Below are 20,682 nucleotides of genomic sequence, written 5' to 3' on the forward strand. Positions count from 1 at the left end.
TTACGTACTATGACACGAAACACGCTACACATCTAAGTACTTCTAAGTGTGTACATTACAGATATTCAAAGGATACGGAAACGCCTTCGATTCGGCATCCTGCCTCAGCTCAGTCTTGCTCGGCATCCTTGCCTCGCATTCCTGGGGTATTTAGTACACACTAAGAAGTACTATAGATGTTTCGCTATCGTTTCTTAGTCATAGTACGTAAGCTAGGAAGCAATGATAGGTGACTAAGAGTTTTGCTGATTTACTTTGCTGATACACAAATGCGAGCAAGTAGTCGAATAGATAATTAGTTCAGAGTGGCAATTTGGCGACCTAATTTAGTATCTATTATAGAAAGAAGGAATTCACATGATTTCAATAATTATAGTAGCTTTAATTCTATTATATGCTGCATTCGTAATACGAAAGAAAGTCAAGGATATAAAAGCAGGTAAATTCTGCAATTGCGGCTGTTCCGAATGTCCTTCTAGTAATAAGTGTCATAGTAATAAAACAAAATAGATGCAAATACAGGTATAATATCGAGTGTATTCTACCTGTATTTCTATAAAAAAATGTTATTTTTGAAAGAACTCTTTTAAAATATAAAAATATTTAGTATAATATAAGTATTTAGCACGATATAAAAAGTAAAATTCTATCGTTAAGTAGAATATACATAGTAATAGGCAAGCACTTTTGCTAAGGAGGTTTTATCAAATGGATAAAAATCTTAAGTTATTGGAACAATTAAGACAAGCAGAAGTTATGTTAGAGAATGAAAAAGGGCTTAATCTACGTCAAAAGCAAGAACTTAGAGAGCATCAAAACCTAAGTCCCTTTGCTTCTTTTAGTGATGAGTCCCTTGGTAGGGATATTTATGAAGAACCTTGCGACCTAAGAACTGTATATCAAAGAGATCGCGATCGTATTTTACATTGTAAAGCATTCCGTAGATTAAAACACAAAACACAAGTTTTCCTCGAACCTGAAGGGGATCATTATCGAACACGTCTGACGCATACCCTTGAAGTGGCACAGAATGCTCGTACCATAGCAAGAGCGCTACGTTTGAATGAAGATCTAACAGAGGCGATAGCTTTGGGGCATGACCTTGGACATACTCCATTTGGACATGCTGGGGAAAGAGCCCTAAACGAAGCCTGTAAAGGTGGATTTGAACATCATATTCAAAGTATTCGTGTGGTTGAACTGCTTGAAAAACATGGTGAAGGATTAAACCTATCTAGAGAAGTTAGAGATGGAATACGTAATCATCAAACTAGTGGAAAACCATCTACCTTAGAAGGTAAGATTGTACGATTATCGGATAAGATTGCTTATATCAATCACGATATCGATGATGCGATTCGCGGAATGATAATCAAGGAAGAAGAAATACCGAGTATCTATACGGATATCTTAGGACATAGTCCAAGAGAACGTCTGAATACACTTATCCATGATATCGTAATTAACAGTGAAGGTAAGAATGATATTGTAATGTCTCCAGAAGTTGAGGAGGCAATGTTATCTTTAAGAAAATATATGTTTCGTAGTGTATATACGAATAAAGTGGCAAAGAGCCAAGAAAAAAAGGCAGAAAACTTATTAAAACAATTATTTGAATACTATATTACACATATTAATGAGTTACCAGATGAGTATTTAGAAATGATGGAGAAAACTCATGAATCAGAAGAACAAGTTGTCTGCGACTACATAGCGGGAATGACGGATCGTTATGCAATTAGTAAATTTAAAGAGTTAATGATCCCACATTCATGGGGAATTTATTAGCTTAGAAAGGAAAGGCAATCTGATGTATTACCCAGAGGATTTAGTTGAAGAGATAAGACAAAGAAATGACATAGTAGACGTTATTTCAGAGCACGTAAAATTAAAACGTACAGGAAATAATCATATGGGCTTATGTCCGTTTCATAATGAAAAATCCCCTTCCTTTAGTGTTAGTGGACAAAAGCAGATGTACCATTGTTTTGGTTGTGGAGTAGGAGGAAATGTTTTTACATTCGTAATGGAATACGAAAACTACTCCTTTGTTGAAGCTCTTAAGTATCTGGCTGAAAGAGTGAACATAACATTACCAGAACAAGAATATAGCCCAGAAGCAAAGAAAAAGGCAGATTTGAAAGGGCAGTTGTTAGAGATTAACCGACAAGCAGCCAAGTACTTTTTCTATCAGTTAAAATCAAAACGAGGTACAACTGCATATGAGTATTTAACAAACCGTAAGCTCAGTGACGAAACAATTAATAAGTTTGGTCTTGGGTATTCCAATAAATACAGCAATGACTTATATCAATATCTAAAACAGTTAGGATATAGTGATGAAATTCTTAAACAATCAGGATTAGTAACGATTGATGAAACAAAAGGTGCCTATGATAAGTTTTGGAACCGAGTTATGTACCCGATTATGGATGTGAACAATCGAGTTATCGGATTCGGTGGTCGTGTACTGGGAGAGGGTGAACCGAAATATTTGAATTCACCCGAAACATTATTGTTTGATAAGAGTAGGAATTTATATGGTTTGAATGTAGCTAGAACATCTAGAAAGCATAATATGCTTATATGTGAAGGTTATATGGATGTTATCGCATTACATCAAGCAGGGTTTACAAATGCAGTTGCATCATTAGGTACTGCATTCACAGGTTTGCAAGCAAATCTGTTGAAACGATATACTGGTGAAGTGTTAATAACATATGATAGTGATGGCGCGGGTACGAAAGCAGCACTTAGAGCAATTCCAATATTAAAGGAAGCGGGGCTTAGTACAAAGGTCATTAACATGAAACCTTATAAGGACCCTGATGAGTTTATTAAAGCGCTGGGGGCTGAAGAGTTCCAAAAGAGAATAGATGAGGCACAGAATAGTTTCTATTTTGAAATTGATGTACTTCAAAGAGACTATGATTTGAACGATCCAGAGCAGAAAACAAAGTTTTTTAATGAGGTTGCCAAGAAGCTATTAGTATTCACAGAAGAAATTGAAAGAAATAATTATATTGAGGCAATGGATCGTAAGTATCATGTAGGATTTGATAATCTTCGAAAATTAGTGAATCACTATGGTGCTACCATGGTTCCTTCACAAGCAGTCGTTAAGAAAGTTCAGGAAAGAAGTAATAAGAGAGTTACAGCAGAAGATAGCATGAGACAAGCAAGTAAATTATTATTGACCTGGATGATAGAGGATACACGATTATTCCAGAAATTAAATGGAGTGATTAGTGAGAAGGACTTTGACGGTGAATTATATCAAGCAGTTGCTGGAATGTTGTTTGGACAATATAAAGAAATAGGGCAAGTTATACCAGCAAAGATTATTAATCAGTTTGAGAGTAAAGAAGAACAAAGTGAAGTAGCTTCCTTGTTTAGTACTTCGTTTCAAGAAGAGATGAGTATGTTAGAGAAAGAAAAAGCACTTAATGATTTGGTTTACCGTATTAAAAAATATAGCCTGGATATAAGAAGTAGAAATGTTACAGATATTGAGCAAATGCAAAGTTTAATAAAGGAACAGGCAGATTTACAAAAATTGCATATTTCTCTTATTGATGGTTAGAATATTAACAGATTAGGAAGAGGTGGACTACGATGGACGAAAATGTGGCAAAGTTTGCGGAGAAATTAAAAGAACTCCTTGAATTTGCAAAATCCAAGAAAAATGTTCTTGAATATCAGGAAATTAATGATTTCTTTGTTGACATGGATATTGATGAAGAAAAGATTGAAAAAATCTATTCTTATCTTGAAAAAAATGGGGTTGATGTATTACGAATTACTTCTAAAGAGGAAGAAGAAGATATTGTTCCTGAGGAGATTCTTCTAGAAGAAGGAGAAGAAATTGAAGATATAGAAAATATAGATCTCTCTGTACCAGAAGGCATTAGTGTTGAAGATCCTGTTCGTATGTATCTTAAGGAGATTGGTAAAGTCCCACTACTTAATGCAGATGAAGAGATACAGCTAGCTAAAAGGATGGAAGAAGGAGATGAGATGGCTAAGAAACGTCTTGCAGAAGCAAATCTCCGTCTTGTAGTTAGTATAGCAAAACGTTATGTAGGAAGAGGGATGCAATTTCTAGACCTAATTCAAGAAGGTAATCTTGGACTTATCAAAGCAGTTGAAAAATTCGATTACACGAAAGGATATAAGTTCAGTACCTATGCAACTTGGTGGATTCGCCAAGCCATAACAAGAGCAATTGCTGATCAAGCTAGAACCATTCGTATCCCAGTTCATATGGTTGAGACAATCAATAAGTTAATTCGCGTACAACGTCAATTACTTCAAGAATTAGGTAGAGAGCCACAACCAGAAGAGATAGCTAAGGTTATGAAGTTACCTGTAGAGAGGGTTCGAGAAATACAAAAGATTTCTCAAGAGCCAGTATCTCTAGAAACACCAATAGGTGAAGAAGAGGATAGCCATCTAGGTGACTTTATTCAAGATGATAATGTACCAGTACCTGCTGAAGCAGCAGCATTTACTTTGTTAAAAGAACAATTAGTAGAGGTACTTAGTACTTTAACTGAGAGGGAGCAAAAGGTATTACGCTTACGTTTTGGGTTGGATGATGGAAGAGCTAGAACGCTTGAAGAGGTTGGTAAAGAATTTAATGTAACAAGAGAAAGAATTAGACAAATAGAAGCAAAAGCTTTACGAAAGCTTCGTCATCCAAGTAGAAGTAGAAAACTAAAGGATTATTTAGAATAAATACACAAGAAATACAAAGCCTAAGTAGAATTTAATAATTCATCCTAGGCTTTTTTAGATGAAATATTACAAGTGAGAATATAAGAAAAATGTATATGTTTGACGTATTAATCAAACATTTACTTATTGAAAACTGAAATTTAGAAAAATGCACATATATAAACAAAAAATATAATGAATAGATTACAAATTATTATGAAATTTATGGAACTTTTTCCAACAATGTGCTATAATATATTAACAGAAGAGGTACGAAATGCAAATATCAAAAAGACTTGGTGCAGCAGTTGCACTTGTAACTAAGAATAATCGTGTAGCAGATATAGGATGTGATCATGCATATACATCTATATATCTTGTGGAAAATAGAATTGCTCCAAAAATAATTGCTTGCGATATTAATAAAGGGCCATTAGAACGAGCAAAAGAGAACATTGCTCGTTTCGGATATAGTTCTATAATTGAGACAAGGTTGTCAGATGGTGCAAAGAACATAGAGCCTGGTGAAGTTGATACATTACTCGTATCAGGAATGGGTGGAGGATTAGTTGTTAAAATTTTATCGGATAGTAAGGAAGTAGTTGAATCATGTTCGGAATTAATATTACAGCCACAATCTGAAATCTTTTTAGTTAGGAAATATCTCCATAAGATTGGATATCAAATTACAGATGAGAATATGATTATTGATGACGGAAAATATTACGTGGTGATGCGTGCTACAAAGGAGGATTACCAACAAAGGTATACGAAAGAAGTTTGCTATCAATATGGAGCCAAATTACTAGAGAATAAGAATGAAATCCTATATCAGTTTCTTATGAAGGAAAAGGCAACATATGAAAGTATACAAAACAAATTACTTACGATGCAAACAGAGCATTCAAAGAAGAGAGAAGAAGAAGTGAAACAACAGTTAGAATATATAGAAGAAGGATTACAGTATTATGAAATGTAGAGATTTAATGAAGAAACTAGAGACAATTGCGCCAATTCATTATGCAGAAAATTGGGACAATGTAGGTTTAATAGTGGGTGACGAAGAGCAAGAAATACACAAAATTCTTATTGCACTTGACCCATCAACAGATGTAATTGAACAAGCTATTAATCAAAAATGTGATATGATTATTACCCATCATCCGCTGATTTTTTCGCCAATGAAGAAGATTACGAATCGCGATTTTATAGGGAAACGAATTCTAAGTATGATGAATCACTCCATAGCTTATTATGCGATGCATACTAACATGGATATAGCAATAATGGCAGAAGAATCAGCTGCAATGATAGGTCTTAACGATACAATTGCATTAGAACCTGCCGTGGCGGGGGATGATAAAATTGGAATTGGTCGTTTTGGTGGCTTAGGAAAGACTATGACTTTACTTGAATTAGCAAATAAAGTGAAAGAGCAGTTTAAACTCGATGATGTTCGAGTTGTTGGAGACTTATCCAATGAAATCAATAAGGTTGCAATTTCAACAGGTTCAGGGGAAGATTTTATAGAGAATGCCATACAGATGGGAGCAGATGTACTTATTACAGGGGATATAAGACATCATAAGGCTCTTGATGCGCTTGAAAGAAATCTTAGTATTATTGATGCAGGACATTATGGAACAGAGCGCTTTATGGTAGAATGGCTAGCTTCTCATCTTGAAGTTAGTGAAGTTACCGTTCTAATGGCAAAGGAAGAATCACCATTTAAAATTATCTAGAGGAGAGCGTCTATGAGTGTTAATGTAGTAGTTAATGGAGAGACAAGAGTTTACGAAGAAAATACTAGTTTGCTTGAGATTAGTAAAGATTATCAAAAAGATTATAAAGATGATATCATTCTTGCATTCGTTGATAATAAACTTAGAGAGTTATTCAAACCTGTTACCAAAGACTGTACAGTAAGATTTTTAACTACGAAAGATCCAGCTGGTCATAAGACATACATGAGAGGGATGACACTAGTTCTTTTAAAAGCTATACATGATGAAATAGGTCATGAAAACGTTGAAAAAGTACTAGTAGAGTATGCAATTGGACCAGGTTATTACTGTGAGATTCAATCAGATGCTGTTATGGATGAAGCATTAATTGAGCGAATTGAAACACGTATGAGAAAAATAGTGGAAGATGATATACCATTCCAAAAGAGAAGTATCAATACCGATGAAGCAATTGAATTATTTGGGAATTACCGTATGTACGATAAGGAAAAATTATTCCGTTATCGTCGAGTTTCTAAGGCAAATATCTATAAACTTGGAGGTTTTGAAGATTACTTCTATGGTTATATGCCTCCAACGACGGGTATTTTAAAATACTTCAAACTTTATAAGTTTGATGATGGATTAGTTATGCAATTACCAGATGGAGATACAAGAGTTGTACCACCATTTGCGCCAACTCAGAAATTATTCCAAGTATTAAAAGAATCCAATAGCTGGGGTAAGACAATGGGAATTGAAACTGTTGGTGCTTTGAATGATGTAATCTGCAAAGGCGGAATTAATGATTTAGTTCTTGTACAAGAGGCACTTCAGGAAAAGAAAATTGGTGAAATAGCAGAGAAGATTATAGCAAATGGAACGAATAAGTTTATTATGATTTCTGGTCCATCTTCATCAGGAAAAACAACCTTCTCTCATAGACTATCAATTGAATTGCGTACACATGGATTTAACCCATTACCAATCGCGCTTGATAATTATTTTGTGGATCGGGATCATACACCGCTAGATGCAGAAGGTAATCCTAATTTTGAATGTTTAGAAGCATTAGATATTGAGCAGTTTAACAAAGACATGATGGGGTTATTAAACGGAGAATGTGTTGAATTACCTACATTTAATTTCAAGACAGGTAAGCGTGAATACAAAGGAAACTATCAACAGCTAGGAAAAGACGATATACTTGTTATTGAAGGAATTCACGGATTAAATGATAAATAGTCTTATTCTCTTCCAAAGGAAAGTAAATTTAAGATCTATATAAGTGCGTTAACGCAGTTAAATATCGATGAACATAATCGTATTCCAACAACGGATGGTAGATTGATCCGTAGAATGGTAAGAGATGCAAGAACAAGAGGAATTTCTGCTAAAGATACAATAGCTATGTGGCCATCTGTTCGTAGAGGAGAAGAAGAGAATATCTTCCCATTCCAAGAAGAAGCGGATATCATGTTTAATTCTGCATCAATCTATGAACTAGCAGTACTTAAATTATATGCTGAACCAATTCTGTTTGGAATCGATCGAGAATGCCCAGAATATGTAGAAGCGAAGAGACTATTGAAATTCTTAGATTATTTCATTGGAGTGAGTCCAGAAGAAATCCCACGTAATTCAATTATAAGAGAATTTATTGGGGGAAGTTACTTTAAAGTTGATTAAGAAAAAAGTAACTGTTCAAGCAAATAGGTTGAGCAGTTACTTTATATAAACATATAGAAAAATTCTTATTATTCATGTGAGCAGCACTATAAGCCGAGTTCTGTATTAGATGATTATCTATCTAGTCTCATTGTTGCCAATAAGATCAAGCGACCAACCCGAAAGCACGGCGGGCAACCGTATCGCTCTCCATTCGGTCTTGCTTCGAGTGGGGTTTACATAGCCATCCTTGTTACCAAGGATGCGGTAGTCTCTTACTCTACCTTTCCATCCTTACCAAACGAATTTGGCGGTATATTTCTGTTGCACTAGCCTTGGAGTCACCTCCACCGGACGTTATCCGGCACCCTGCCCTATGAAGCCCGGACTTTCCTCACCTAAGACCTTTCGGTACTAATAGGCGCAATCATCTGTGCTACTCACGAAAATATATTCTATCATGAATATTACTAATTGTAAATCTAAAATCAAAATTAATTCAAAAAAATAGCGATAAAGATAATTAAAAAGACTTGTACTAAATTTCATACAGTAAAAGTGTAAATTATTAACATTTTATTAATAAGTTGTACATATATATAAATGCGTAGGTAAATCTTAAGAAATCATTTAGGACAAAGGAGGAGAAATTATGAACTTATTACAAACGCCTTTAACATTGTTAGAAATTGAACACTTACTTGAGAAGGAGCTTATGGACGAAAAGAAAGGTCTTAGAATTGTTAGTGATTTAAACCTTACTTACGAGGAATATTGTTTCCTATCGCTGAAAGCAAAGGGACTTCAGCGGTATGATAGTGATCTGATTATGCTTGAGAAATATAGAGCAGTTATATTAGTCTCGTGGGTATTTTCTCTGCGGTATGGTAATATGGAAAAAGTTAATTATAGTAAAATGTGCAACAAGATTAATAATTTACAACAACATATCATGAGAAAGACAATTAACCTAATTGCTGAAACGTTTGATGAGAATGGAATCAATACATATGGCAAGGATATCTATACTTTAGAGGGATTATTTTCATTGATAGGAATTCATGCTGGTATACCAGAGAAGTTACATAATAAATTATTTGGTTTATTAGATGAATCGTTGAAATATCAAGATATGACTGTTTTTGAGGAAAAATTCAAGTCAGATTTAGAGCCAAGAATGACTGAAATCTTTGAATATATGGATGAGGAGACAGTAGGTAAAATCATTCATGAAACAAGGGATATATTCATTGACTGTAGAGTGAACAACTTGGCATTAGAAGAGTTGATGGAGAAATATACTTCTGCATCTAAGAAAATACTAGAAAATTGTGTTCATTGGTGTGAAGAAATGAAATATTATCAAGATCAAAAGCAAGTAGTTTTTAAATAGTATTAGTTAAAAAACAGGCAGAAATAGTCTATAAGGGAAAGTTTATTTCTGCCTGTTTTTTTAGTTTATAAAATAAAGTCTATATACTTAATAATAATTCGCAGTACAGGAGACATCAAAAGCTAAGCACGTATATCAAAAGAATACCGTTTAAGGGAAGTCGTTGGTTGATCCTTTTCAATAATGTCTTTAACGATGTCAATTTCTTTTTTTCGTTCTATAAATTCTGTTTGAAGTAAATATCCATTACGGGTCATAGCTTCTTCTAATAAATCAATATTATTTCTTAAAAGACTAGTTGAAAACTCATCTGTTATATAGAATTTGGTTTGAACATTACCACGAGTTAAGTTAATGTGAATGTCCATGGGGCCTAAGTATTCCATATCTAGATGTAACAGGACGCTAATATTATCTGGATTCTCACGTAAATTCTTCTTTTTCGTATATACATATAAATCGCTATGAATGAATTGATCTTTCATTTTGAGTGGTAACTGTACATAGGGATAAAGTTGGTTTAAAACTTTCATGAATTCAAGATTCTCTTGAAAGTTTTTCGTTGTCTCATTTAATCGTGTAAAAGCATCTCTTAATCCTGAATCTACCAAGAAATTTCTTAATGCATTTATCTGATTGTAAGATGCATCATAATAATCGTTTATCTTATTATTTGCTAAGTCGTCTGTTGTTAGTGACATTGAACTACGAATGTGCTCTTTAATTACCCATTGGAATACTTGGTTAGAATACAATGATTTAGCATCTACCACGTTCGTATTGGGAAGAGCAGTTTTAATAGCATGTAGTAGTTTGTTTGTAGTAATTTGTCCATTTATTATAGCATCACGAATATCCTGTGATAATGGGAAGTTCGCAAGAGCTAATGATAGCGTTTGACGATTTTGTGGACTTAAGAATGTTACTAATTCATTGCTACTAAATTGTTGATTTGTAAATTGATCAAGAATATGTCTTATGATTGGTGATTGGAATGTATCTGTTTGCCTAATATTGGGGCTAAAACTATTCTCTTCTTCACCTAAAATAGGTTCTTGCGGTTCCTCGGACATATGTTCAGCCATGGTAATGCTATCTTGAATACAATCCACTACATCACGTAAGGTTGCAGTGCTATTCATAATCGTATCTGTTAAGGAATCTGTTAGTGCAAAAGGCTTTAGGATGTCTAACAAGGTAGAAATCTCTGCCTTTGAATTTATAACTGAGGAGAACGGCATTTCTGCAGATATATTGGTATCTTTTAAAAAGATATTCATTATTCCTTCATTAATAGCTAAGAAATTTTTTGAGGTAGTAAAAGTGCTTACTTTGTCAAGTAGCTTTGGAATCTCGTCTGCAATGGTACCGATTTCCTTATTTATTTGATGTTCATGATTCCTATAGTTTTCAAATTGGGTCGATGTTTCATTGTTAATAAGTATATTATGTTTATTCATAAGAACAAGAGTACTTATGGAAGCATATTTATTTAGTAATGATTGTTGGATGATTTTTTGAATGCTTTGTTTGTCGATAGACATCTGGTTATTCAATAATTCAAGTACAATCGTTTGATTTCGTTCATTCTTTTGTAAACCAGCTTCTTCTAGCGCTTTGTTGATGGTAGCTAATCTAGCTTGGGATGGTTTTATAGAGATTGCTTTAAGAGCAATACCATCTTCGGTTTCAACTGCTTTAAAGGTTGCGGTCTGACCAATAGTAAGCTCTGGGTCTCCTTGAAGGGGATAGGTAATAGTTTCTCCTAAGTCCACCTTGATTGATACGGTATTATTTCGTATGTCTGTAACTTCTCCGCGGATAATCTGACCTTTGTCTATCAGAATCTGCCCAGTAGCAGAATAGCTAAGATTACTATTCGTCGCATTTGCTGCGTCAGAAGATCCAGCTGTAACTTGAAATGTAGAAGTTTGTCCGGAAGACGGGCGTTTCTTTGGGGTCATGTTGCTTGGATTCGAGCCAACATTTCCTATAGCATTATTCAATAAACTCATTGTTGTTGCTCCTTTCAAGCAAGTAGTGTTGGATATGATATATATCGGATCATTTATCTAATTATATAAGTATACAATATATATGCGGTTTGGACAAGTATGACCCGTTCGTCGAAATTATTACACTTCTAAAATATTCCAATTTATTATCTCTAAAGAGTTGATAAATAATAAAATAAATTGTATTATAATGATAAAATAGTTTTTACACAAAAAACCATAAGGAGGCAATAAAATGTATAACTTTCCTACAGATTTATATACGGATGTAAGAATTGACAGTATATATTCAACAACGATTCTCTATGAAAATCAGGTATTAACGCAGAATAATACGAAGAATGAAGTAGGAGCCATGATACGGATCTTTGATGGTGTAAAATGGTATTATAGCTCTATTACTGATTTAGAGTCCATTCAATCAGAAATTGATTTACTTGCAAAAATGGCAACTCCCAATACAGACATACTTAACCATGAGGTGCTAAAACACTTGGAGGTTCATAAGGGAACGGATATCAAGTTTAGTAAAGAGTGTGTAAAAGAAATACCAAATCCGAAAAAGGTTGAGCTGTTGAAGGAATATCTTCCTTTACTACAAGAACGTGAGGAGATTAAAACAAACAAGGCTTATTATCTTGATCAATATACGAAAAAGCATTTTATTTCAAGTTTAGGTTCAGATATTACATATGATACGCAATCTTGTACAGTTGTACTTAGATATGCAATCGTGGTGGGGAGCCAACCTTATAAAGGGGGCTATGACATATATGAAACAAAGATTAGCGATTTGTTCAACCATGAAGAAGAAGTAAAGAAAGAAATTGAGAAGGATATAGACTATACTACATATGCGGTACCTGTTGTTCCTGGTACATATACTTGTCTACTTTCCCCATTGACCGCAGGTGTTTTCGCTCACGAAAGCTTTGGTCATAAAAGTGAAGCAGATTTTATGATTGGTGATGAAACGATGGCAAAAGAATGGGCCATTGGAACGAAGGTTGGTTCAGAAATCCTTAATATTATTGATACTGGAACTATCTACGGCTCTGGGTATGTGCCATATGATGATGAAGGGTGTAGAGCAAAGGAAAACTATATTATTAAGAATGGTACATTAACGGGACGATTACATAGTGCATACACAGCCGCTGCTTTACATGAGTCACAAACAGGCAATGCAAGAGCTGTCAGTTTTGAATATGAGCCAATTGTTCGTATGACTACAACTTATATTGGAGCTGGTACGGACACAAAGGAGAAATTAATATCACAGATAAAAGAAGGAATCTACATTGAAGACATCCTACATGGTTCTGGAATGTCAACATTTACAATTGCACCAAGAAAAGCATATATGATACGCAATGGCGAAATCAAAGAACCAGTAAAGATATCTGTTATCACAGGTAATGTTATGAAAACTTTGAATGAAATTGATGGATTATCTGATACCGTTGAAATTAAGGCTTTTGCACTTGGTGGTTGTGGTAAGATGGAACAATTTCCACTGCCTGTTGGTTTTGGTGGACCATATGTAAGAGTTAATAATATCAAGGTACAGTAGGAGGTGCGTATGATTAGGGAAATTTATCAGTTAAAAGAAATTGATACGACATTGAATGTAACGCAAACTAAAATAGATTCTATAAGAAAGAAAAATATTGTTAAAACCGGTTGTCGAGTTTACGAGAATGGGTATATAGGAGTTGCAGGTACTTTTGGAGAACCAAGTGACGAAACCTGGAAAACTGCAATTCAAAACCTTAATCTGAAGATTCCTTATGAATATGAACCTTCGAAAGATTGTAGGCGAATACGAGACTTAAGAAATCCTAAATTAAATTTAGATGACTTTCTAGAAAAATCAGAATTACTTTTAGCTAAATTACGAGAAGAATACCCTCAATTTATATTTAGTAATAAGATCAGTCTAAAAGAAACAGAAGTTAGTTTGAAAAATGACGATGGTCTTGAACTAATTAATTATGATAATAGCGTTACAGTTGAAGTTATTTATAAACACAAGGACTCTGTTAATATCATGGATAGTTATCTAGCATATGTAGGAAGAGAGTATAATGTCGATGCTATATTAATGGAAGCACGAAATCAGCTTACAGCTTTTGAAACAATGGTTGCTTTACCAGATATAGAAAAGCCAATTATAATTAATTGCTATTCCTCATTATCTAAAGTTATAGAATCTCTTAATGGAGAAGAAGTAGGAAGGGGCACTTCTATATTTTGTGAAAAGATAGGAACGAGAGCGTTTCATGAAGCATTTACTCTATCCATTGATCGAGAAGATCCAGAGTATTATCATGTTCCATTTTTTGATGCAGAAGGAAGTATACTTGAAGATGATAGTACTTCACTAATTGAAGATGGTGTGATAGTGAAAGGATATACCGATAAGAAAAATTCAAAATTGTATAACGTAGAGAATACTGCTTGCGCTGGTGCGAATTATGATGATGTTCCATCACTTGAAACACCTTCTATCTCCGTTAAACTTTCTGACAAGAATTTAAATGAATTAATTGGTGACGAGCCAGTTATTCTATGCCTGTTTGCTGATGGTGGTGATTGCACCAATGAAGGTGATTTTGCAACGCCAGTACAGATGGCATTCTTGTATCAAAATGGTAAATATCTTGGAAGATTACCGGAGTGTTCATTAAGTGGAAATATATATGATATGTTTGGAGAGGACTATATAGGATTCAGTAAAGATAAACCATTCTTTGGACAGCATGCATTTGCTTCGAGAATGAAAGTGGTTAGGTAAAAGGTGTTTCGTAAACGGTTTTCCCTTGTAATAATTGAAAGGTAAATTGTGATACAGATGAATAACATGAAAATCATAAAATGTATAATATTTCTAATTGAATTTTTGGCAGTTGTTTGGTTTTTGTTACCTCTTGTTACACATGGCATTGTGAATATTGGGAATGTAACAGGTATCTTTGTGTTTCTTTTGGTAATGGTATATGCATGTCAGATGTCTCGTATAAACAATTGTCTAATAAATGTTTACCACAAAACTATAGGGAAAATAGTGCTAAGTATTATTGGCCTATGTGTAGTCATAGTTATAGGGTTAGTAATCATTATGACCAGTTATATGGTAACAGCGGCTACGAACAATGCAAAAGAGAAATCAACTGTAATTGTACTTGGATGTAAAGTCTATGGAGAACGTCCAAGTTTAATGTTAGTAGAGCGATTGGAAGCGGCGTATGATTATTTAGTCGAGAATCCAAATTCAGTATGTATATTATCTGGAGGACAGGGAACCGATGAAGATATTTCTGAAGCAGAATGTATGTATCGATATCTTATAAGCCAAGGGATTAGTTCAGAGAGATTGTATAAAGAGGAGAAGTCAACATCTACTCGGGAAAATTTAATTTACTCAAAAGATATACTTGATAGCTATCAATTGAATAAAGACATTGCCATTGTTACCAATGAATTTCATGAGTACCGTGCAGGAAAAATAGCAGAATCCTTAGGATTAGAGTATTCGGCTGTTTCGGCAAAGACAGCTTGGTGGTTATTACCTACTTACTATGTAAGAGAATTGTATGGGATATTGTATGAGTGGGTTTATTAGTGTGGTGAATGCAAAACTCTATATAGGTTTTCATAACTTCTTAGCTGATGTACTATGACACGAAACACGCTACACATCTAAGTACTTCTAAGTGTGTACGATATAGGTATCAAAATGGTACGGAACCGCCTTCGATTCGGCATCCTGCCTCAGCTCAGGCTGGCTCGGCATCCTTGCCTCGCCTTCCTAGGTTATGCCGTACACACTAAGAAGGACTATAGATGTTTCGCTATCGTTTCTTAGTTATAGTACGTCAGCTAAGAAGCAAATCTACGTAATTGAGAGTTTTGCGTTTTTATTTTTTAAAACCTTTAAACCCCAAAAACTCTGACATAGTGTTGATACACTTCCACAAAATGATGTGTGGCCAATATCTTGGAGATGGTTTGAAAATAATGAAAAATATCCGAAGGAATCCAGCATAAGTGAGAATTGGAGCAAAGCATATAAGGCAATTGAAAAGGTGATTTTTCTCAAGAACTTCGGTAGAATAGATGAGGTGTTATGATTTGTTTTTTTCGCCTAGAAATCTAGTATTTGCGGTTATTTAGGAGGTTGAATATAATGGTAAGTTAATAAAATTAGGTTTTCCCATTCTAAACATATCATTTATAATATACAAACAGAATAAAAATAACTTTAAATCAAATATGCTTAATATAATTAGTAAAAAGAGATGAAAAACTTTAAAAATATAAAAAATGCGCAAAAAACAAGCCGAAAAGCAAGCTTTTTTTATGCAATTGTCCAAATGTTACATAATTAATCAATTTCTTGTTGAATCTATGTGCAATCTAGATTATAATCACGATTAAGAACAACGGTGTTCTTGTACAGTAGGAGTTTACTGTCAAGAGCACCTTTTTTGTACGCGTTAATTAGTGCCTGCGCCCAATGTTTGCAGGCTAAGGAAAGGGCATGGTTAGATATGAGAGAGATGAATGTAGAAGAAGCAAAACGTGTTAGACAAGGATTGTATGATCCTAGATTTGAACATGATAACTGTGGTATCGGTGCGGTTGTTAATATTAAAGGTATCAAGACTCATAAAACGGTAGAAGATGCTCTTCGTATTGTAGAAAATCTTGAGCATAGAGCAGGTAAAGATGCAGAAGGAAAAACTGGTGATGGGGTTGGTATCCTATTACAGATTTCTCATAAGTTTTTTAAGAAAGCAGTGAAACCACTTGGCATTGAATTAGGTGGAGAAAGAGAATATGGTGTTGGTATGTTCTTCTTCCCACAAGAAGAATTAAGCCGTAATCAAGCAAAGAAGATGTTTGAGATTATTGTAGAGAAAGAAGGCCTAGAATTCCTTGGCTGGAGAGAGGTTCCTACGAATCCTGATACATTAGGACAAAAGGCAATTGAATGTATGCCTTACATCATGCAAGGTTTCATAAAAAAACCAGCGGATGTGAATAAAGGACTTGATTTTGACCGTAAATTATACCTTGCTAGAAGAGTATTTGAACAAAGTAATGACAATACCTATGTTGTTTCATTATCAAGTAGAACGATCGTATACAAAGGTATGTTCTTGGTAAATCAATTACGTTTATTCTTTGAAGATTTACAATGTCCAGATTATGAATCAGCAATTGCAACGGTACATAGCCGTTTTAGTACCAATACAAATCCTAGTTGGCAAAGAGCGCATCCAAATCGTTTCATCGTACATAATGGTGAAATTAATACCATTCGTGGTAATGCAGATAAGATGCTTGCACGTGAAGAAACTATGGCATCTAAGTATTTAAAGGGACATATGCATAAGGTAATTCCAGTAGTTAATACAGAGGGTTCAGACTCTGCTATGCTTGATAATGCTTTAGAATTCCTTGTAATGAGTGGAATGGATTTACCATTAGCTGTAATGATTACAATTCCTGAGCCATGGAGTAATGATCGTGCCATTAGTAGGGAGAAGAAAGACTTCTACCAATACTATGCAACAATGATGGAACCATGGGACGGTCCTGCCTCTATCTTATTTAGTGATGGTGATATCATGGGAGCAATCCTTGACCGTAATGGTTTACGTCCATCTCGTTACTATATCACTAGTGATGATAATCTAATCTTATCATCTGAAGTTGGTGTACTTGATATTCCAGCTGATAAGATTGTTAGGAAAGAACGTCTTCGTCCAGGTAAGATGCTTCTTGTAGATACGGTAAAAGGTGAATTAATTGATGATGAGGATCTTAAGAATAGTTATGCAAGAAGAAAACCATATGGTGAATGGTTAGATGGAAACTTAGTTTGCTTAAAAGACTTAAAGATTCCGAATAAGAAAGTTATGGAATATACCAAAGATGAGAGAGCTAAGTTGTTAAAGGCTTTCGGCTATACATATGAAGATTACAAGACAACAATTCTTCCTATGGCACAAGCTGGTGCAGAACCAATCTCTGCAATGGGAACAGATAGTCCATTACCTGTATTATCTAATAAAGAGCAACCTTTGTTTAACTATTTCAAACAATTGTTTGCTCAGGTTACGAATCCACCAATTGATGCGATTCGTGAAGAAATAGTAACTTCTACATCTGTATACATTGGTGAAGATGGAAACATCTTAGAAGAAGTGGCTGAGAATTGTAAGGTTTTAAAAATAAACAATCCAATTCTTACAAACACAGATCTTCTTAAGATTAAGAATATGAAAGCAGATGGATTCAAAGTAGAAGAGATTCCAATCACTTACTACAAGAATACTTCATTAGAGAAAGCTATTGACCACTTATTTGTTGAAGCAGACCGTGCATACAAAGAGGGAGCAAATGTATTGATTCTATCTGACCGTGGGGTAGATGAAAACCATGTTCCAATTCCTTCTTTACTTGCTGTATCTGCATTACAACAACATCTTGTTAAAACTAAGAAGAGAACTCGCGTAGCGATGATACTTGAAAGTGCGGAACCAAGAGAAGTACATCATTTTGCAACATTATTAGGTTATGGTGCATGCGCAGTTAATCCATACCTTGCACAAGATTGTATCAAACAATTGATTGATAATAATATGCTTGATAAAGATTATTATGCTGCAGTTGATGATTACAATAACGCAATCCTTCATGGCATTGTTAAGATAGCTTCTAAGATGGGTATTTCTACAATTCAGTCATACCAAGGTTCTAAGATATTTGAAGCGATTGGTATCGACAAAGATGTTATCGACAAATACTTCACAGATACAGTAAGCCGTATCGGTGGTATCACAATCAAAGATATTGAAAAACAAGTGGATCGCCTACATTCAAAAGCCTTTGATCCACTTGGATTAAACGTAGATTTAACATTAGACAGCGTTGGTAGTCACAAATTAAGAAGTAATCAAGAAGAACATTTATATAATCCTCAGACGATTCACCTATTACAAGCGGCAACTCGTACAGGTAATTATGAGATGTTCAAAGAATATACAGCATGTATCGATGAAGAAGGTGCCGGTCTTAATCTAAGAGGTTTAATGGATTTCAATTTCCCAGAGAAGGGAATTGATATCAAAGAGGTAGAAAGCGTTGATTCCATTGTAAAACGTTTTAAAACAGGTGCAATGTCATACGGTTCTATCTCCAAAGAAGCACATGAAACATTAGCAATTGCAATGAACCGTCTCGGTGGTAGATCAAACAGTGGTGAAGGTGGAGAGAGTTTAGCACGTCTTCATGCTGGAAAAGATGGCGTGAATCGTTGTTCTGCAATCAAACAAGTAGCTTCAGGTAGATTTGGTGTAACTTCTGAATACTTAGTAAGTGCGGATGAAATTCAAATTAAGATGGCACAAGGTGCAAAACCAGGTGAAGGTGGTCACCTTCCAGGTAAGAAAGTATATCCTTGGGTTGCTAAGACAAGACATTCAACTCCAGGTGTAAGCTTGATTTCACCACCACCACATCATGATATCTATTCGATTGAAGATTTAGCACAATTAATCTACGACTTAAAGAACTCGAACAAGAATGCAAGAATCTCCGTTAAGTTAGTATCGGAAGCAGGTGTTGGTACAGTTGCAGCAGGTGTTGCTAAAGCAGGTGCAGGAGTAATCTTAATATCTGGTTATGATGGTGGACCTGGTGCAGCTCCTCCTAATTCTATTTATAATTCAGGACATCCTTGGGAGCTTGGTCTTGCTGAAACACACCAAACATTAATTATGAATGGTCTTCGTTCCAAAGTTCGTATTGAAACAGATGGTAAATTAATGAGTGGTCGTGACGTATTAGTTGCAGCTTTACTTGGTGCAGAAGAATACGGATTTGCTACAGCTCCACTTGTAACCATGGGTTGCGTAATGATGAGAGTATGTAACTTAGATACTTGTCCAGTTGGTGTAGCTACTCAAAATCCTGAACTTAGAAAGAACTTCAAAGGTAAACCTGAATACGTTGAAAACTTCATGAGATTTATTGCACAGGAACTTCGTGAATATATGGCTAAGTTAGGCATTAAAACAATTAATGAATTAGTTGGTCGTACAGATTTACTTAAAGTTAAGGATACATTCAAGAAGGAACAAGCAAATAAGATTGATTTATCAGCTATTCTTGGAACAGAATATGCAGATGCGAAGAATCCACATATCTTTGATCCAAAACAAATCTATGATTTTGAATTAGAGAACACAATTGATGAAAAAGTATTCCTTAAAAAATTACGCCCATCAATTGTTAATAGACAAAAGAAAACAATTGAAGCTGAAGTTACGAATGTAGATCGTTCCCTTGGAACAATTCTTGGATCTGAGATTACAAGACTTCATGGAACTACATTAGAAGAAGATACGATTACAATCAAGTGTCATGGTGCAGGCGGTCAAAGTTTTGGAGCATTTATACCAAAAGGCCTTACATTAGAATTATCCGGGGATTGTAATGATTACATCGGTAAAGGCTTATCAGGTGGTAAGATTATCGTATATCCTCCAAAAGGTTCGAACTTCAAAGCGGAAGAGAATATTATCGTTGGTAATGTTGCTTTATATGGTGCTACAAGTGGTAAAGTATTCATTAATGGTGTAGCAGGTGAGCGTTTCTGTGTACGTAACTCTGGTGCAACAGCAGTTGTTGAAGGTGTTGGCGATCACGGATGTGAATACATGACAGGTGGTCGTGTGGCTGTTCTTGGACGTACTGGTAAGAATTTTGCTGCTGGTATGAGTGGTGGAGTTGCTTATGTACTTGATGAAGACAGCAATTTATACATGCGATTGAATAAAGAAATGGTTGCAGTAGAGCCAGTTACTGACAAGTATGACGTAATGGAACTTAAGAACATGATTACTGAGCATGTGAAAGCTACAAACTCAGCACGTGGTAAAGAAATTCTAGATGATTTCATGGAATATCTTCCTAAGTTTAAAAAGATCATTCCACATGATTACCGTAGAATGTTACAAACAATTGTACAAATGGAAGAAAAAGGACTTAGCAGTGAGCAAGCGCAAATAGAAGCATTCTATGCAAATACAAGAAAGTAAGAAAGACCAACTATCAAAAGTCAATAGGTAAATAAAAAAGAATATTGGTTATT

At 34.8% G+C, this 20,682-nt stretch carries 12 protein-coding genes, 1 other RNA gene and 1 pseudogene; 12 read left to right on the forward strand and 2 right to left on the reverse strand.

What is annotated here, in order from left to right; genetic code table 11:
• The first annotated feature begins 357 nt into the window (after positions 1-357).
• From ACW2QF_RS08700 to ACW2QF_RS08730, 7 genes and pseudogenes are all read left to right on the forward strand, one after another.
• Positions 358-510, forward strand: coding sequence for a FeoB-associated Cys-rich membrane protein (locus ACW2QF_RS08700; protein WP_455715610.1), 153 nt, complete (start codon positions 358-360; stop codon positions 508-510).
• Positions 511-756: 246 nt separating this feature from the next.
• Positions 757-1,788, forward strand: a complete 1,032-nt coding sequence (locus ACW2QF_RS08705; protein ID WP_455715621.1) for a deoxyguanosinetriphosphate triphosphohydrolase — start codon at positions 757-759, stop codon at positions 1,786-1,788.
• Between the two features lie 22 nt (positions 1,789-1,810).
• Entirely contained in the window at positions 1,811-3,583 is a 1,773-nt protein-coding gene (gene dnaG, locus ACW2QF_RS08710; protein ID WP_455715611.1) for a DNA primase, read from the forward strand.
• A gap of 32 nt (positions 3,584-3,615) precedes the next feature.
• Positions 3,616-4,737, forward strand: coding sequence for an RNA polymerase sigma factor RpoD (rpoD, locus tag ACW2QF_RS08715; RefSeq protein ID WP_455715612.1), 1,122 nt, complete (start codon positions 3,616-3,618; stop codon positions 4,735-4,737).
• Positions 4,738-4,993: 256 nt separating this feature from the next.
• On the forward strand, positions 4,994-5,695 hold the full coding sequence (locus ACW2QF_RS08720) for a tRNA (adenine(22)-N(1))-methyltransferase (RefSeq protein ID WP_455715613.1): 702 nt from the start codon (positions 4,994-4,996) through the stop codon (positions 5,693-5,695).
• Positions 5,685-6,458, forward strand: coding sequence for a Nif3-like dinuclear metal center hexameric protein (locus ACW2QF_RS08725; protein WP_455715615.1), 774 nt, complete (start codon positions 5,685-5,687; stop codon positions 6,456-6,458). The genes ACW2QF_RS08720 and ACW2QF_RS08725 overlap by 11 nt, the downstream gene beginning before the upstream one ends.
• Positions 6,459-6,470: 12 nt before the next feature.
• Positions 6,471-8,129: pseudogene (locus ACW2QF_RS08730) on the forward strand (nucleoside kinase).
• Between the two features lie 73 nt (positions 8,130-8,202).
• On the opposite strand, the gene rnpB reads toward ACW2QF_RS08730, so the two are convergent.
• Positions 8,203-8,551, reverse strand: an RNA gene (gene rnpB / locus ACW2QF_RS08735) — RNase P RNA component class A.
• Between the two features lie 209 nt (positions 8,552-8,760).
• Here rnpB and ACW2QF_RS08740 point away from each other — a divergent pair.
• On the forward strand, positions 8,761-9,501 hold the full coding sequence (locus tag ACW2QF_RS08740) for a hypothetical protein (RefSeq protein ID WP_455715616.1): 741 nt from the start codon (positions 8,761-8,763) through the stop codon (positions 9,499-9,501).
• Between the two features lie 122 nt (positions 9,502-9,623).
• Here ACW2QF_RS08740 and fliK read toward each other — a convergent pair whose 3' ends face one another.
• A complete protein-coding gene (fliK, locus tag ACW2QF_RS08745; protein WP_455715617.1) occupies positions 9,624-11,516 on the reverse strand; it encodes a flagellar hook-length control protein FliK in 1,893 nt (630 codons plus the stop codon).
• Between the two features lie 235 nt (positions 11,517-11,751).
• Here fliK and ACW2QF_RS08750 point away from each other — a divergent pair, with 235 nt between their 5' ends.
• From ACW2QF_RS08750 to gltB, 4 genes are all read left to right on the forward strand, one after another.
• On the forward strand, positions 11,752-13,089 hold the full coding sequence (locus tag ACW2QF_RS08750) for a TldD/PmbA family protein (RefSeq protein WP_455715618.1): 1,338 nt from the start codon (positions 11,752-11,754) through the stop codon (positions 13,087-13,089).
• Between the two features lie 9 nt (positions 13,090-13,098).
• Positions 13,099-14,313: a metallopeptidase TldD-related protein gene (locus ACW2QF_RS08755; protein WP_455715619.1), complete on the forward strand. Its 1,215-nt coding sequence runs from the start codon at positions 13,099-13,101 to the stop codon at positions 14,311-14,313.
• Between the two features lie 324 nt (positions 14,314-14,637).
• The gene (locus ACW2QF_RS08760; protein WP_455715620.1) at positions 14,638-15,141 is read left to right on the forward strand and encodes a YdcF family protein; all 504 of its coding nucleotides are present in this window, start codon (positions 14,638-14,640) and stop codon (positions 15,139-15,141) included.
• 928 nt (positions 15,142-16,069) lie between these two features.
• On the forward strand, positions 16,070-20,629 hold the full coding sequence (gltB, locus tag ACW2QF_RS08765) for a glutamate synthase large subunit (protein WP_455715622.1): 4,560 nt from the start codon (positions 16,070-16,072) through the stop codon (positions 20,627-20,629).
• The last annotated feature ends 53 nt before the right edge of the window (positions 20,630-20,682 follow it).

The organism is Anaerosporobacter sp., from assembly GCF_965301125.1.

Bases quoted from the DNA above. Each gene is read 5' to 3' on its own strand.
- ACW2QF_RS08700 (WP_455715610.1), top strand. From the start codon at position 358: ATGATTTCAATAATTATAGTAGCTTTAATTCTATTATATGCTGCATTC.
- ACW2QF_RS08705 (WP_455715621.1), top strand. From the start codon at position 757: ATGTTAGAGAATGAAAAAGGGCTTAATCTACGTCAAAAGCAAGAACTT.
- dnaG (WP_455715611.1), top strand. From the start codon at position 1,811: ATGTATTACCCAGAGGATTTAGTTGAAGAGATAAGACAAAGAAATGAC.
- rpoD (WP_455715612.1), top strand. From the start codon at position 3,616: ATGGACGAAAATGTGGCAAAGTTTGCGGAGAAATTAAAAGAACTCCTT.
- ACW2QF_RS08720 (WP_455715613.1), top strand. From the start codon at position 4,994: ATGCAAATATCAAAAAGACTTGGTGCAGCAGTTGCACTTGTAACTAAG.
- ACW2QF_RS08725 (WP_455715615.1), top strand. From the start codon at position 5,685: ATGAAATGTAGAGATTTAATGAAGAAACTAGAGACAATTGCGCCAATT.
- ACW2QF_RS08740 (WP_455715616.1), top strand. From the start codon at position 8,761: ATGAACTTATTACAAACGCCTTTAACATTGTTAGAAATTGAACACTTA.
- fliK (WP_455715617.1), bottom strand. From the start codon at position 11,516: ATGAGTTTATTGAATAATGCTATAGGAAATGTTGGCTCGAATCCAAGC.
- ACW2QF_RS08750 (WP_455715618.1), top strand. From the start codon at position 11,752: ATGTATAACTTTCCTACAGATTTATATACGGATGTAAGAATTGACAGT.
- ACW2QF_RS08755 (WP_455715619.1), top strand. From the start codon at position 13,099: ATGATTAGGGAAATTTATCAGTTAAAAGAAATTGATACGACATTGAAT.
- ACW2QF_RS08760 (WP_455715620.1), top strand. From the start codon at position 14,638: ATGACCAGTTATATGGTAACAGCGGCTACGAACAATGCAAAAGAGAAA.
- gltB (WP_455715622.1), top strand. From the start codon at position 16,070: ATGAGAGAGATGAATGTAGAAGAAGCAAAACGTGTTAGACAAGGATTG.